We start from the raw sequence: 14,148 nt of genomic DNA on the forward strand, positions 1-14,148 counted from the left end.
AGTCTCTGATGGTGTTCCTGGTGGTCGGCGGGATCGGTGCGGCGATCCTCGTGCTCTCGTTGGTCCTGGGGGACTTCCTGCAGATCGGTGACCACCTCGGTGGTCTGCTCGACTCCGACCTCGTCTCGAGCGCTGCGATCGCTGCCTTCCTGGGAGTGTTCGGTTTCGTCGGCTGGGGCGTCCGCTCGGCCACCGGCAGCACTTGGCTGGCCATTCCCGTCGGCGTGGTCGCCGGTTTGATGGTCGGTTGGCTGCTCGGACGACTGACCCGCGCCCTCGACCGCAACGACCCCACTGCATCGCTCAACACCTCGTCCTTGGTCGGCCTGAACGCCACGGTGATCTCCGACATCCCGAGCTCGGGGTTCGGCGAGGTTCGCGTGAATGCCGCTGGCCACCCGCTCAAGCTCAACGCCCGCGCCGACGGACCGCTGCCCCGGGGAACGCAGGTGTGGGTGGCCGGAGTCGTGTCGGCCACCGCCGTCGAGGTCCGCACGACCGATCCCGGCGACGCACCCACCAATGACACCCCGCACTGACCCAACCCAGCCTGCAAGACACCAACCAGAGGTCCCGCGCCCACCGGCGCCACCCAGGGACCCAAACCGGACAGGAGCACCATGCCCGACATCTCTCCCCTGGCGATCGGCATCGCAGCGGCGGTGGTGGTGGCAGTCATCGCCGCCCTGCTGATCGTCAGCCGTTACCGCGTCGCCGGTCCCAACGAGGCCTTCATCGTGACCGGCCGCAAGGGCAAGGAGGTGCGCAATCCCGAGACCGGGATCCTGTCGACCGACCTGTCGGGCCAGAAGGTGGTGATGGGTGGAGGAGTGTTCGTGTGGCCGTTCGTGCAGCGACTGCACACGCTCGACCTCTCGAGCCGCCGCATCATGGTGCAGATCAAGGGGGCGGTCTCGGGTCAGGGAATCAAGCTCAACCTCGACGGCGTCGCCATCGTCAAGGTGGGCGGGAACGAAGACTCCATCCGGGCGGCAGCCCAGCGCTTCCTGTCCCAGCAGGACGAGATCGAGACCTTCACCCAGGAGACCCTCGCTGGTTCGCTGCGCTCCATCGTCGGCCCGTTGACCGTCGAGCAGATCATCAGGGACCGGGCGGCGTTCGCGCAGCGGGTGGCCGACGAGTCGGAATCGTCCCTGACGGGGCAGGGTCTGGTTCTCGACACCTTCCAGATCCAGGACATCACCGATGACGGCACCTACCTCTCCGACCTCGGACGACCCGAGGCAGCGAAGGTGCAGCAGGTGGCCGCGATCGCCGAATCGGCCGCCCGACAGCAGGCGGAACAGGCCAGGATCGCCGCCGAGCAGCAGATCGCCATCGCCCAGCGCGAACTGGCCCTGAAGCAGTCAGAGATCAAGGCCGAGACCGACGCGGCATCCGCTCGAGCCGCGGCGTCCGGGCCCTTGGCCCAGGCCGACCGTGACCAGGCCATCCTGACCGAGCAGGAGAAGGTGGCCGTGAGGCAGGCGGCCCTCAAGGAACGCCAACTCGACACCGAGGTTCGCAAGCCAGCCGACGCCGAGCGTTACCGCGTCGAGACGGAGGCGGAGGCGAGGCGGGCTGCTGCGATCTCGCAGGCTGCCGCCGCGAAGGCCGCCGCCATCGCCAATGCCGAGGCAGAGGCAGAGACGGCCCGCTTGACCGGAGAGGGCGACAAGTCCCGACGTGCCGCACTCGCGGAAGCCGAAGCGATCGAGGGTGCCCGGCGGGGTGAGGCCGAGAAGGCCCGTCGTATCGCCGAGGCCGATGCCGTGCGCGCTGAGGGCGATGCGAAGGCCTCCAGCGTGCTCGCGGTGGGTGAGGCCGAGGCAGCTGCCATGAACAAGCGGGCCGATGCCTTCGCACGCTACAACGAGGCCGCTGTGCTGCAGATGTTGGTGGAGGTGCTGCCGCAGGTGGCCGAGAAGGTCGCAGCCCCGATGGCGGGTATCGACAAGCTGACCGTGATCTCGACCGACGGAGCCGGTGCGGTCCCCAAGCAGGTGACCAACACGGTGGTGCAGACCATGGAGTTGATCAAGAACACCACCGGGGTCGATCTCTCGAGGCTGATGTCGGCCTATTCCGATGAGGCCGTCGTCGCGACGCAGAAGGTGCCCGAGGGCGACCCCGCCTGATCCGGGGGAGACGACGACGGCGTGGGTGCCCCGGTCAACGGGGTACCCACGCCGTTCGCGTGACGCTGTGAATTCCTGATCCCGAGGTCATCGTCCGCCGGTGCGGGGTGAGCTGCCTGAGCCGGCACTTCTGGGGGCGGCCACCAGAGTCGTGGTGAGGGTGGTGGCCGTTCCGTTGCGGACGACCCCCAGTGTCACCTTCTCGTTCACCTCCGCCGACCGCACGAGCGCGACCAAGGAGTCCGACGAGGCCACCGAGGTGCCGTTGACGGAGGTGATCAGGTCGCCCGCCCGCAGTCCAGCCCTCGCTGCGGGTGTCCCGGCCGAGACCGAGCGCACCTGGGCGCCGGTGATGGTGACCCCGTTGACGGTGGCCGTGCCGTCGGTGGTGCCGATGCCGAGGTAGGCGTGGTCCGCCGTGCCGTCGGCAATCAGCTGCTTGACCACGTAGCTCACCTCGTTCGACGGGATCGCGAACCCGATGCCGATGCTGCCGCTCTGGCTGGCCGTGCCACTCGACAGCGTCGCGATCGAGGAGTTGATCCCCAGCAGCTCAGCGTCTGCGTTGACCAGGGCGCCTCCGGAGTTCCCGGGGTTGATGGGTGCCGAGGTCTGGATCGCGTTGGTGTAGACGGCGTCGGCCTGCGTCGTGGGGGTGGTGGTCTCGCCCGTGGTGACCACCGGACGGTTGAGAGCACTGACGATGCCCGTGGTGACCGTGTCGCTCAGACCGAGCGGATTGCCGATGGCCATCACCGCCTGCCCGACGGACGCCTTGTCGGAGTCGGCCACCGTGATCGGCTGGCTGCCCGACGGGAGTCCCGCGACCTTGATCACGGCCAGGTCGGACGAGGCATCAGTGCCGACGATGGTCGCGGGATGGCTGCTGGTCCCGAACTGCACCGTGATCGTCGCTCCCGTGCCGAGTCCCGACACGACGTGGTTGTTGGTGACGATGTGACCGGCCGTGTCCCAGATGACTCCCGTACCGGCCGCCTCCGACCGGGCCGAGGAGACGGTGATGGAGACGACCGACTTCGAAGCCGTGGCGGCCGTCCTCGACCAGTCAGGGTTGGACGAGTCGCCCTGCACCACCTTGGTGACCGTCGTGGACGAGGCTGCACCCGATCCGCTCGCCGAGGCGACGGCAGCCGGGCGCTGGTCCGCAAGGTAGCGGTCGGTGATGACACCGGCTCCTCCCCCGACACCCGCGGCCAGTACTGCGACCGCCAGCACCGAGGAGATGCGACCGCGTGAGTGCTTGGTCGCAGCGGCAGCCTGTTGGGTGGGCTGCTGTTGGTCGGGCCACTGCTGGGTGGGCCACTGTTGGTCGGGCCACTGTTGGGTGGGCCACTGTTGGGTGGGGCCCTGCGGGTACTGGACCGGCTGGTGTTCGAATCGATCGTTGGTCATGGGAGCCTCCGGGTGATCGGGGTGGGCGTTCCGTGCGTCCTCGACCACCAACCAACTCCGGGAGTCTGGGTGTTTCCTGTGAGCCACCCACGCGTCCCCTGTCAGTGCGGACGCCGCTGCGACCACACCTCCCGGCCACCTCAGCTCAGGATGGCGGCGGCCATGTCGTCCAAGGTCTGCTTCGTGCGCGGGTGTCCGACCAGGTTCAGGTGACCGTGCTTCATGCCGTGGGCCGTCAGGCAGACGACCTCGACACCACTGGCCTCCAGGTGCCGGGCCAGGGCCTCGCCGGAGGCACGAAGCTCGTCGTACTGGTCGTTGACGATCAGGCAGCGGGGCAGACCCGCCATGTCGGTTCGGTGACCGACATAGCCGTACGGGTCATCGACGGTGGCCCCATAGGCGGCGCCGATGAAGGTCAGCGCTGTCTCGTCGAACCCTGACCCGAACTGGTCGAGGTCGCGACGCAACTCGTCCGACATCTCCGGCGTGTGGGCGTGGACGGCGGGGTAGATGGGCAGCCAGACATGGGGGAGCGGGCCGCCCTCGTCCCGCAACCGGACGACCGCGCCCGCGATCAGGTTGGCGCCGGCGGAGGCTCCCCCGATGGCCAGCCGGTCGGGGTCGATGCCGAGCTGGGCGGCGTGCTCATGCACCCAGCGGTAGGCGGTGGTCACCTCGTCGTGGGCGATCGGGTACTGGTTGCTGACTGACTCGGGCAGCGGCATGGCGGTGGGTGGGTTCGGGGCCCCGGTCAGTCGGTAGTCGACCGAGATGACCACGCCCTGGGTTCGGGTCGCGATGCCTCGGCTCACCTCGTCCGCCTCGGGCATGTCGAGGTCGCCCCACATGAAGGCTCCTCCGTGGCACCAGACCAGTCCCGGGGCCTGCGGTGCAGCCGAGGGGTCGCGGTAGACGCGCACCGGTATGTCGCCGTGCGGGCCGGGGATCGTGTCGTGGTGGATCAGCACCTCGTCGGACTCGGCCGCCCCGTAGGGGCGCGCCATCACTGCCTGCACCTGCGGCGACTCGGCGTCCAGGCCCTGTTCCTGGGCCAGTTGGGCGGCCTCGGCGAGGCGGGCGGCGAACAGTTCATCCAGCGGCATGCCGCCAGCCTAGGAGGGTTCAGGCTCGACGGCGCAAGATCCGCCAGACCACGAACGCAATCACCACTGCGCCGACGCCGCCGAGGATCCACGGCGTCCTCCCGTGGCTGACGACTCCCACCATCGGCACCGACGAGACGGCTCGCCCGGCGCCCAGTTCTGCGTTCACCTCGGCTGCGGATGAGTCGTCATGGGGACGCGAGCCCGTTCCGAGCTGCATCGTGAAGCGGTCGCCCTCACGCTGGAGCATGAAGATCTCGTCGGTGAACACATTCAGCGCCATGGCGCAGGTACTGCTGGCTTGGGTGTCGACCACCTCGATGCTGTCGGCGACGTCCCCCTTCCAGACGTGGGTGACCCGCACGATGTAGCGCTGCTGGCCGTCCTTGGTCGGCTGCTTCCACTCGACCACCCCCCGCAGCACCACGGTGCTGGCGGCGGTGGACTGCTTCACGGGCACGGAGACGTACGAGCACGCCCAGGCCGGCGTGGCCGAGGTGGTCATCAGGACGAGGCCCGCCAGCATGCTGTCGACGGCAGTGATGAGTCGCCAACGGGGTCGCGACTGTGGGGCTGACATGTCCTCATGATGCGCGCGTCGTGGGCCTGACAAGCAACGTCGTGACCGAATCGTTGTCCCAGCCATCACCGGCTGGGGTCTCGGTGGCCGGCGAGGTCGCCAGCACAGTTGATTGACGTGCCAGCCCTGAAGGGTCAGGCTCCCGCGCGTCGGTGTCGACGACGGACGATGGCGATCACGACCGTCACGCACCCGAAGGCGAGCACGCCGCCCACGATCCCGGGCCAGACGAGCGTCTCGCTGGCCGCTGGGGGCAGCGGTGTGATCGAGATCTCGGTTCCCGCGCCCAGCAGTTCGGTGATGTCGGAGGCGCGTGAGGCGGAGTGGCTCGCGGTTCCCGAACACAGGCCGCCCTGCCACCCCTCGCCGGTGCGCTGCACCATGAAGAGCACGTCGGCGCCGACCGCGAAGTCCTGGCCGCAGGCGCCACCTCCTTGGCCATACCCATCGATCACCTCCAGACGCCCGCGAGCTTCGCCCTTCCAGACCTGGGTGGGACGGACAGTGAGCACGTTTCCGGCCATCTGATTGCCAGTGGGCACCCGGACTCGCTCGACCACGCCGCGGAAGATCGCGTCCGCTCTGGTCACCTGATGGTTCAGGTCCTCCTCGACACACGAGCACGCCCAGGCGGTGGTGGCCGACCAGGTGGACAGCAGCACGGCGACAAGCAGCGGTACGAGTCCGGCGACCGCGGCGGCGAACCACGCCCGTGCCGACCGCGCAGGTGTGGGCCCCCATGAGATCGGGCGCCGGAGGGACATGTGTCCATCCTGCGCCCGATCAGGCCGTGACAAGCGGTGTTGTCACCCAATCGTGATGATCGGTCTTCAGCCAGCCACCCGGGCGGCGATGTCGTCACCGATCTGCTGGGTGATCCGCTGCTTGCCGGCCCGGCCCGCGATGTCGGACTCGACGGCGGCCACGATGCGGGCCGCGTCCTCGGGTCGTCCCAGGTGCTCGAGCAGCAGGGCCATCGACGAGATGGCGGCGGTCGGGTCGGCCTTGCCGGTGCCGGCGATGTCGGGTGCCGAGCCGTGCACCGGCTCGAACATCGAGGGGTACTGGCGGGTGGGGTTGATGTTGGCGCTGGCGGCGAGGCCGATGCCACCGGTGACGGCTCCGGCGAGGTCGGTGACGATGTCGCCGAACAGGTTGTCGGTGACGATCACGTCGAACCGCGAGGGGTTGGTGGTCAGGTGGATCATGGCCGCGTCGATGTGCTGGTAGTCGGTCGACACTTGCGGGTACTCGGCGGCGACCTCGGTGAACACCCGGTTCCACAGCTTGCCGGCATTCACGAGCACGTTGTGCTTGTGCAGCAGGGTGACATGGTTGCGGCGCTGGGTGGCGCGCTCGAACGCGTCACGGACGACCCGCTCCACACCGAAGGCCGTGTTGATGCTGACCTCGGTGGCCAACTCCTGGGGTGTTCCCACCCGCACGGCGCCACCATTGCCGCAGTACAGGCCCTCGGTGCCCTCACGCACGACGACGAAGTCGATCGGCCCCTGGGCCACCACCTGGTCGGACAGCGGCGAGGGCACCCCGGGGTACAACTTCGAGGGGCGAAGGTTCACTGCGTGGTCGAGGGCGAAGCGCAGCTTGAGCAGCAGACCACGTTCGAGCAGACCCGAGGGGATCTGCTGGTCCCCGGGGTGTGCCCCCACGGCGCCGAGGATGATCGCGTCAACCCGCTTGAGCTCCTCAAGGGTCGAGTCGGGCAGCACCTCGCCGGTTCGCTTCCAGGCCTCGGCCCCGAGGTCGTGGTCGACGAAGCTGAAGGTGTTCTCTCCCACGGTGGCCTTGAGCACCTTGACGGCTTCGGCGGTCACCTCCGGCCCGATGTAGTCGCCGCCGATGACGGCGATGGTCGGGGTGTGTTGGCTGTCGTTGCTCATGGCCGTGACTGTAGCCAGCATCGCCGCAAGCCGGGTGCAGGTTCCAGCACCCGGGCGGTAGGTTGCTGGCATGGAGTTCACCCTGCCCACCGACCCCACGTTCTCCGATGCGGCCACGATCGCGCGGGTGCACGCCAACCCCGGCTTCGGGGTGCACTTCACCGATCACATGTCGCGGGTGGAGTGGACGGCCGACCAGGGGTGGCACGACGCGGCCGTCGTCCCCTACGGGCCGATCCAGCTCGACCCGGCGGCCGCGGTGCTCCACTACGCCCAGGAGATCTTCGAGGGCATGAAGGCCTACCGGCACGGCGACGGCTCCGTGTGGACCTTCAGGCCCGAGGCCAATGCAGCCCGCTACGCCCGCTCGGCGACCCGACTGCAGTTGCCCGTGCTCCCGGCCGCCGACTTCCTCGCGAGCATTGAGGCCCTCGTCCGACTCGACGAGCGCTGGGTGCCCGCTGTACTGGACGGGCGTTCCGACGACGAGGGGGTCGATGACGGGCGGTGCGAGCAGGGCCACAGCGGTGGCGGGCAGGGTGAACAGAGTCTGTACCTTCGACCCTTCATGTTCGCGCGCGAGGCCTATCTGGGGGTTCGGGCCGCGAGAAGCGTCACCCACCTCGTGATCGCATCGCCGGTCGGACCCTACTTCCCGGGGGGCGTCGAACCGGTCGACATCTGGCTCGAGGACGAGTTCTCCCGAGCAGCCCCCGGCGGCACCGGGGCCGCCAAGTGTGGCGGCAACTACGCGGCCTCCCTCCAGGCGCAGGCCAAGGCGGCCGAGCACGGCTGCTCCCAGGTGCTCTTCCTCGACGCCGTCGAGCACCGTTGGCTCGAGGAGCTCGGTGGCATGAACATCGTGCTGGTGAGCGCCGACGGTGAGTTGGTCACCCCCGAGACCTCGGGCACGATCCTCGAAGGGGTGACACGTTCCTCGGTCCTGCAGGTCGGACGCGACCTCGGCCTCACCCCGGTCGAACGCCCGGTGGCCTGGGCAGAGGTGGTCGCCGGTGTCGAGGCGGGCCGTTTCACCGAGATCTTCGCGTGCGGCACGGCCGCCGTCATCACGCCGATCCGCGCCATCAGGTCGAACGGGGGAGAACTGGTGGTGCCCGGCAGCGGCGAGGTGTCGCTGCGCATCCGCGAGCGACTGGTCGACATCCAGTACGGACGCGCCGAGGACACCCATGGTTGGCTGTACCGGTTGGCCTGAGCGGCGTACCACGCACTGGAACCCCGCACCCACTGGTTGGTTCGTGCCTCAGGATTGTACGAACCCCCAGATCGGGGGACACGCCATGCACCGCACAGGAGTTGACCAGTGACGCTCACCCCCGTCGCGCCCGAGTACCTGCACGTCTACGACACCACTCTTCGTGACGGCGCCCAGCAGGAGGGCTTGAGGCTCACCGTCTCCGACAAGCTGCGCATCGCGGGACTGTTGGACGAACTGGGTGTCACCCACATCGAGGGTGGCTGGCCGGGCGCCAATCCGAACGACACCGCCTTCTTCAAGGCGGCCGCCGAAGGCCTCGCCCTGCGCAACGCCGCTCTGGTCGCCTTCGGATCCACCCGACGTCCCGGCGGGAAGGCGGCGGACGACCCCTTGGTGGCTGCCCTGCGTGACGCCGGCACGAGTCACATCTGCCTGGTCGCCAAGTCCCACGACCGCCACGTGGAACAGGCCCTGCGTACGACCCTGGACGAGAACCTGGCGATGGTGCGCGACACCGTCAGCCACCTCGTCAACGAGGGCAAGCGGGTCTTCGTCGACTGCGAGCACTTCTTCGACGGGTTCCGCCGCAACGAGGCATACTCCCTCGAGGTGGTACGGGCCGCGGCCGAGGCCGGCGCCGAGGTGGTCGTGCTGTGCGACACCAACGGCGGCATGCTGCCCAGCTGGATGGGCGACGTGGTCTCGTCCGCAGCGGCCATCGGGGTCGACCTCGGCATCCACTGCCACAACGACACGGGCTGCGCTGTCGCCAACTCGATGGCGGCCGTCGAGGCCGGCGCCATGCACGTGCAGGGCACCATCAACGGCTACGGCGAGCGGACCGGCAATGCCGACCTCACCACGGTGGTGGCCAACCTGCAGCTCAAGTACGGGTGGGAACCGCTGGGCGGACGAGGGCTTGAGTCACTCACCCACATCAGCCACGCGATCGCCGAGATCGCCAACCAGCCGGCGCACGCGCGCCAGCCGTACGTGGGTCACTCGTCCTTCGCACACAAGGCAGGACTTCACGCCTCAGCCATCAGGGTCGACCCCAATCTCTACCAGCACATCGACCCTGCACTGGTGGGCAACGACATGCGCATGCTCATCTCAGACATGTCGGGTCGCGCCAACATCCAGATCAAGGCCGAGCAGTTGGGATTCGAACTCCCAGACCGCGACACCGCCGCAATGGTGGCCGACGTGGTCAAGGAGCGGGAAGCGAACGGCTACTCCTACGAGGCCTCCGACGCCAGCTTCGAACTGCTGATGCGTGACCTGCTCGGCACCCTCGACAAGCCTTTCGAGGTGGGCGCGTGGGAGGTCAGCACCCGGCACCAGGCCTTGAACGTTCCCGGCGACTCCCAGGCCACCGTCACCCTCACCCTCCACGGTGAGACCAAGACCGTCACCTCGGACGGAAACGGCCCCGTCAACGCGCTCGACTCGGCACTCCGCGAGGTGGTGGCGCACGGGTTCGAGCAAGTGCTGCCCTACCGGCTCTCCGATTACCGGGTGCGCATCCTCGAGGCCGGCTTCGGAACCGACGCGGTCGTGCGGGTGCTGATCGACATGGGCACCACCGACCACACCTGGACCACGGTGGGTGTGGGCACCAACGTGATCGAGGCCTCCTGGGAGGCCTTGGCCGACGGTTACCTCTACGGACTCGTCAAGGGCTATTGATCTGTTGGGGCGGCTCGCAGCAAGCTGCGACGCTCGCCGCCCGGAGGTCTCGCTTCGCTCGCCCGTGGTGGTTGCGTCCGTGGGGCACACCCGTGCGCAAGCTGCGGCGCTCGCCACGTGTCCATGGGGCGGCTCGCAGCAAGCTGCGACGCTCACCGCCCGGAGGTCTCGCTTCGCTCGCCCGTCGTGGTCGCGTCCATGGGCGGGGCGTCAGTCAGCTGATGCGCTCGATCACCAGCGGTCGTCCTTCGAACGAGCCGGACGCCTCGATCGTCCAGCCGCCCTCCAGTGCCTGCTTGGCCCGGTCGAACGTCTCCGGGGTGTCGGTGAGCAGGGTGAACAGCGGCTGACCCGCGGTGACGGCGTCACCGGGCTTGGCATGCATCATCACACCGGCCCCCGTCTGCACCGGGTCCTCCTTGCGGGCGCGCCCCGCACCGAGTCGCCACGCCGCCAGACCGACGGCCATGGCATCGAGCCGGGTGAGCACCCCCGACTGGTCCGCGAGGACGACCTCCTGATGTCGGGCCTGGGGGAGGGCCGCCTCCGGGTCGCCACCCTGGGCGCGGATCATCCGCCGCCACACGTCCATCGCAGAGCCGTCGGCAAGCTTGTCGGCAGGGTCGATGTCGACGCCGGCCGACTGCACCATCTCGCGCGCCAGGGCCAGCGTCAGGTCGACCACGTCGGTCGGGCCGCCCCCGGCGAGGACCTCCACCGACTCGGCCACCTCGACGGCGTTGCCTGCCGCGCGGCCCAGCGGGGTGTCCATGTCGGTGAGCAGGGCGACGGTCGTGACGCCCGCTGCCTTGCCGAGGGCCACCATGCGACTCGCCAGTTCACGGGCCTGGTCGAGGGTCTGCATGAAAGCGCCGACCCCGACCTTCACATCGAGCACCAACGAGTCGGTTCCCTCGGCGATCTTCTTCGACATGATCGAACTGGCGATCAGCGGGATCGCCTCGACGGTGCCGGTGACGTCCCGCAGCGCGTAGAGCTTCTTGTCTGCCGGAGCCAGCCCCGAACCGGCAGCGCAGATGACGGCGCCCACATCCGCCAACTGGCGCATCATCTCGTCGTTCGTCAGGGACGCCCTCCAGCCGGGAATGGACTCGAGCTTGTCCAGGGTGCCACCGGTGTGGCCGAGGCCTCGTCCGCTCAGCTGTGGCACGGCGACACCGCAGGCCGCGACCAACGGCGCGAGGGGGAGAGTGATCTTGTCACCGACCCCGCCCGTGGAGTGCTTGTCGGCGGTGGGTCGAGACAGTCCGGAGAAGTCGAGCCTCTCGCCGGTGTTGATCATCGCGGTGGTCCAGGTCGAGAGCTCGCTGTCGGCCATGCCGCGGAAGAAGATGGCCATCGCCATCGCCGACATCTGTTCGTCGGCCACCTCACCTCGGGTGTAGGCCGGGATCAGCCAGTCGATCTGGTCACTGGTCAACTCAGCCCCGGAACGCTTGCGGCGGATCAACTCGACGGCATCGAAAGCACTCATGCCTCGCAGTATGTCAGCAGCGCCCAGCGTGCCGACGGCCGCCATGGCAGGGTGGGGGAATGGCCCCACGACTCCAGTTGACCTCCGTCACCCTCGGCTGTCCTGACGCGGCAGCCCTCGCCAACTTCTACGCTCGCCTGCTGGGCGGCGAACCCAATCCCTCAGACCCCGGGTGGGCTCAGCTGAGCACCGAGTCCGACGGGGGACGGTTCACCGTGAACTTCGAGTTCGAGGAGCAGTGGACCCCACCCGTGTGGCCCGCCGAGCCCGGCCACCAGTTCGCCAGTCAACACCTGGACATCTTGGTGGACGACCTGCCGGCGGCCGTCGACCACGCCTTGGCCTGCGGTGCGCGCCTCGCCCCCCACCAGCCCCAAGAATCGGTACGGGTGATGTTCGACCCGGCAGGCCATCCGTTCTGCCTGTTCCTCTGAGCAGAGCTCGCCGGCCCCCTCGACCCGGCCCGTCCCAACCCGGCCCGCTCCGGTGCCGGGCCGTCCCGCGCAGCTTCGGATGGTCGCGTCGATAGGCTGACCGCATGCGCATTGCTCGTTACTCCCTGCCCGGTCAGGACCCCGCCTACGGCATCGTCGAACTCGCCGCTGACGGGGGCGACCACCCCGACATCGTCTCCCAGATCACCGGGGATCCCTTGGCCGGTCCGGTGAACTACTCGGGGCAGCGCCACGACCTGTCCGACGTCCGACTGCTCTCGCCGGTCATCCCCCGCTCCAAGGTCATTGGCGTGGGCCGCAACTATGCCGCCCACGCTGCCGAACTCGGCAATGAGGTGCCCCAACGCCCGTTGTTGTTCTTCAAGCCCAACACCTCGGTGATCGGGCCCGGCGAGGCCATCGTCAAGCCGGCCGAGGTCAACGAGTTGAGCTACGAGGGTGAACTGGCCGTCGTGATCGGACGCATCGCCAAGCAGGTACCCGCCGAACGCGTGCAGGAGGTCATCTTCGGGTACACCATCGCCAACGACGTGACCGCCAGGGACCTGCAGGCACCCGAGGGCCAGTGGGCGCGGGCCAAGGGATGGGACACGTTCTGCCCGCTCGGGCCCTGGCTCGTCACCCACCTCTCGGTGGACGAGGCCGGCCACCTGCCGCTCGAGACCACCCTGGACGGCGAGACCCGGCAGCGGGGCAACACCGACCTGATGATGCGATCGATCACCGAACTGGTCACCTACATCTCCGGCTTCACCACCCTCATCCCCGGCGACGTCATCCTGACCGGGACACCCGCCGGGGTCGGGTCGATGCAGGCGGGTCAGGAGGTGAGCGTCACCATCGACGGCATCGGCACGCTCACCAACCCGGTCGTGGACGAGGCCTGAGCCGGTGCAGCCACTGCTCGAACCGGTCGCCGATCCGGAGCCCTCCATCGCCTACCCCGACGTGCTCGGCGGCGGACGCCAGGTGATGGTGCGCTGCGTCGTCGGCCTGTTGATCGGGATCTCGGGCTACCTGCTGGTGGTACCGGTGGTCGCCCAACTGGTCCTGGGACTCGGCTACCTGGTGCGACGTCCCACCGGCGGTTTCACCGCCTACTACGGCCGGGCCATGGCCTACCACCTGCCCGAGGGCCTGGCCGCGACCCACATCGCCCTTGCCACGCTGATCCCGCTCAGCATCGCGCTCGTGTGGGGCTGGCACCGGGTGCGCCCCCGTTGGCTGCTGTCGGTGCAGCCGGGGCTGCGGTGGCGCTACCTGTTCGGCTGCCTCGCCATCGCTGCGGTGGCCTTGAACCTGGTCATGTGGGTGAGCGAATGGGCCTCGGGCGGCTGGGGGGGTTGGGGTCACTTCCCCCAGTGGACGGTGCCCGCGCAGGCCTGGCTCTGGGTCGTCTTCGTGCTGGTGCTGTCGCCCCTGCAAGCGGCGGGGGAGGAGTTCTTCTTCCGTGGCTACATGCTGCAGGCCATCGGTGGGATCACCCGCAACCGCTGGGCCGCCGTGGTGGTGACGGCGCTGGTCTTCGCGCTGTTCCACGGTGTGCAGAACATCTGGTTGTTCATCGACCGATTCGCCTTCGGCCTGCTGGCAGGTGCGCTGGTGGTCGTCACCGGAGGCATCGAGGCAGGCATCGCCGCGCATGTGGCCAACAACGTCTTCGCCTTCGGCTACGCCATCTTCAGCGGGGGCGCCGCACGGGCCAAGGGAGTCACCCAGATCACCGCGAGCGCTGCGGTCTGGGACGTGGCCGGATTCGCGGTCACCGCCGCCCTGTGCTGGTGGTTCGGACGCCGACTCAACGTCGCCCACACCACCCCCGCCATCACCCCGGGACGGATTTGAGCGATCTGGTCGGCGTGCTCTAGAGTTAGTCGTCGTTGCCGAGGGTTCCGAGGAGCCGGTCGGCGACGTAGGGGTATGGTGTAATTGGCAACACGAAGGTTTCTGGTTCCTTTATTCTAGGTTCGAGTCCTAGTACCCCTGCGAAGAACTGAATTGGCAGGCCCTCAAGGTTTCCAGTAGAGTTCTTCGAGCGCCGAGGTCAGACTCGGCAGCTGGCCCCCGTTGTGTAGCGGCCCAGCACGCCGCCCTCTCACGGCGGTAGCGCCGGTTCAAATCCGGTCGGGGGTACAGATCGAGGCCCGTCAGG

Annotated in this window: 13 protein-coding genes and 2 tRNA genes; 9 read left to right on the forward strand and 6 right to left on the reverse strand. The window is 68.5% G+C overall.

The annotated features are described in order from the left end of the window. Positions 1-8 precede the first annotated feature (8 nt). Both QQZ11_RS09975 and QQZ11_RS09980 read left to right on the forward strand, forming a co-directional pair. Positions 9-539, forward strand: coding sequence for an NfeD family protein (locus QQZ11_RS09975; RefSeq protein ID WP_284550268.1), 531 nt, complete (start codon positions 9-11; stop codon positions 537-539). 81 nt (positions 540-620) lie between these two features. Then, positions 621-2,138 carry a flotillin family protein gene (locus tag QQZ11_RS09980; protein ID WP_022909966.1) on the forward strand — a complete coding sequence of 506 codons (1,518 nt, stop codon included), beginning with the start codon at positions 621-623 and terminating at the stop codon, positions 2,136-2,138. A gap of 87 nt (positions 2,139-2,225) precedes the next feature. On the opposite strand, the gene QQZ11_RS09985 is transcribed toward QQZ11_RS09980, so the two are convergent. The 5 genes from QQZ11_RS09985 to QQZ11_RS10005 all read right to left on the reverse strand — a co-directional run bounded on the left by QQZ11_RS09985 (position 2,226) and on the right by QQZ11_RS10005 (position 7,138). Next, positions 2,226-3,551 (reverse strand): S1C family serine protease, encoded by a 1,326-nt coding sequence (locus QQZ11_RS09985; protein WP_284550269.1) that lies wholly within the window; start codon positions 3,549-3,551, stop codon positions 2,226-2,228. Between the two features lie 140 nt (positions 3,552-3,691). Next, a complete protein-coding gene (locus QQZ11_RS09990) occupies positions 3,692-4,657 on the reverse strand; it encodes an alpha/beta hydrolase (RefSeq protein ID WP_022909968.1) in 966 nt (321 codons plus the stop codon). A 19-nt stretch (positions 4,658-4,676) separates the two neighbouring features. Further along, positions 4,677-5,237 (reverse strand): hypothetical protein, encoded by a 561-nt coding sequence (locus QQZ11_RS09995; RefSeq protein ID WP_284550270.1) that lies wholly within the window; start codon positions 5,235-5,237, stop codon positions 4,677-4,679. 134 nt (positions 5,238-5,371) lie between these two features. Then, positions 5,372-6,001 carry a hypothetical protein gene (locus QQZ11_RS10000; protein ID WP_284550271.1) on the reverse strand — a complete coding sequence of 210 codons (630 nt, stop codon included), beginning with the start codon at positions 5,999-6,001 and terminating at the stop codon, positions 5,372-5,374. 66 nt (positions 6,002-6,067) lie between these two features. Then, the gene (locus tag QQZ11_RS10005; protein WP_026377892.1) at positions 6,068-7,138 is read right to left on the reverse strand and encodes a 3-isopropylmalate dehydrogenase; all 1,071 of its coding nucleotides are present in this window, start codon (positions 7,136-7,138) and stop codon (positions 6,068-6,070) included. A gap of 70 nt (positions 7,139-7,208) precedes the next feature. On the opposite strand from QQZ11_RS10005, the gene ilvE reads away from it, so the two are divergent. Further along, the gene (gene ilvE / locus QQZ11_RS10010; RefSeq protein WP_284550273.1) at positions 7,209-8,354 is read left to right on the forward strand and encodes a branched-chain-amino-acid transaminase; all 1,146 of its coding nucleotides are present in this window, start codon (positions 7,209-7,211) and stop codon (positions 8,352-8,354) included. A 108-nt stretch (positions 8,355-8,462) separates the two neighbouring features. Then, the gene (gene cimA / locus QQZ11_RS10015; RefSeq protein ID WP_284550274.1) at positions 8,463-10,046 is read left to right on the forward strand and encodes a citramalate synthase; all 1,584 of its coding nucleotides are present in this window, start codon (positions 8,463-8,465) and stop codon (positions 10,044-10,046) included. 214 nt (positions 10,047-10,260) lie between these two features. On the opposite strand, the gene QQZ11_RS10020 is transcribed toward cimA, so the two are convergent. Next, complete coding sequence (locus QQZ11_RS10020; RefSeq protein ID WP_284550276.1) at positions 10,261-11,541, reverse strand: thymidine phosphorylase; 1,281 nt, start codon at positions 11,539-11,541, stop codon at positions 10,261-10,263. 59 nt (positions 11,542-11,600) lie between these two features. On the opposite strand from QQZ11_RS10020, the gene QQZ11_RS10025 reads away from it, so the two are divergent. The 5 genes from QQZ11_RS10025 to QQZ11_RS10045 all read left to right on the forward strand — a co-directional run bounded on the left by QQZ11_RS10025 (position 11,601) and on the right by QQZ11_RS10045 (position 14,129). After that, positions 11,601-11,975 (forward strand): VOC family protein, encoded by a 375-nt coding sequence (locus QQZ11_RS10025; RefSeq protein WP_284550277.1) that lies wholly within the window; start codon positions 11,601-11,603, stop codon positions 11,973-11,975. 104 nt (positions 11,976-12,079) lie between these two features. Next, a complete protein-coding gene (locus tag QQZ11_RS10030) occupies positions 12,080-12,883 on the forward strand; it encodes a fumarylacetoacetate hydrolase family protein (RefSeq protein WP_284550279.1) in 804 nt (267 codons plus the stop codon). A 4-nt stretch (positions 12,884-12,887) separates the two neighbouring features. Further along, a complete protein-coding gene (locus QQZ11_RS10035) occupies positions 12,888-13,841 on the forward strand; it encodes a CPBP family intramembrane glutamic endopeptidase (protein ID WP_284550281.1) in 954 nt (317 codons plus the stop codon). Positions 13,842-13,910: 69 nt separating this feature from the next. Further along, positions 13,911-13,982 (forward strand) — tRNA-Gln (locus tag QQZ11_RS10040). A gap of 74 nt (positions 13,983-14,056) precedes the next feature. After that, positions 14,057-14,129 (forward strand) — tRNA-Glu (locus tag QQZ11_RS10045). Positions 14,130-14,148 lie beyond the last annotated feature (19 nt).

The organism is Aestuariimicrobium sp. T2.26MG-19.2B, from assembly GCF_950101875.1.
Lineage (GTDB): Bacteria > Actinomycetota > Actinomycetes > Propionibacteriales > Propionibacteriaceae > Aestuariimicrobium > Aestuariimicrobium kwangyangense.

Excerpts from the sequence above, each read along its gene's own strand:
- QQZ11_RS09985 (WP_284550269.1), bottom strand. The coding sequence starts at position 3,551 with ATGACCAACGATCGATTCGAACACCAGCCGGTCCAGTACCCGCAGGGC.
- QQZ11_RS10025 (WP_284550277.1), top strand. The coding sequence starts at position 11,601 with ATGGCCCCACGACTCCAGTTGACCTCCGTCACCCTCGGCTGTCCTGAC.
- QQZ11_RS09995 (WP_284550270.1), bottom strand. The coding sequence starts at position 5,237 with ATGTCAGCCCCACAGTCGCGACCCCGTTGGCGACTCATCACTGCCGTC.
- QQZ11_RS09975 (WP_284550268.1), top strand. The coding sequence starts at position 9 with ATGGTGTTCCTGGTGGTCGGCGGGATCGGTGCGGCGATCCTCGTGCTC.
- QQZ11_RS09980 (WP_022909966.1), top strand. The coding sequence starts at position 621 with ATGCCCGACATCTCTCCCCTGGCGATCGGCATCGCAGCGGCGGTGGTG.
- QQZ11_RS10030 (WP_284550279.1), top strand. The coding sequence starts at position 12,080 with ATGCGCATTGCTCGTTACTCCCTGCCCGGTCAGGACCCCGCCTACGGC.
- QQZ11_RS09990 (WP_022909968.1), bottom strand. The coding sequence starts at position 4,657 with ATGCCGCTGGATGAACTGTTCGCCGCCCGCCTCGCCGAGGCCGCCCAA.
- QQZ11_RS10000 (WP_284550271.1), bottom strand. The coding sequence starts at position 6,001 with ATGTCCCTCCGGCGCCCGATCTCATGGGGGCCCACACCTGCGCGGTCG.
- QQZ11_RS10020 (WP_284550276.1), bottom strand. The coding sequence starts at position 11,541 with ATGAGTGCTTTCGATGCCGTCGAGTTGATCCGCCGCAAGCGTTCCGGG.
- QQZ11_RS10005 (WP_026377892.1), bottom strand. The coding sequence starts at position 7,138 with ATGAGCAACGACAGCCAACACACCCCGACCATCGCCGTCATCGGCGGC.
- ilvE (WP_284550273.1), top strand. The coding sequence starts at position 7,209 with ATGGAGTTCACCCTGCCCACCGACCCCACGTTCTCCGATGCGGCCACG.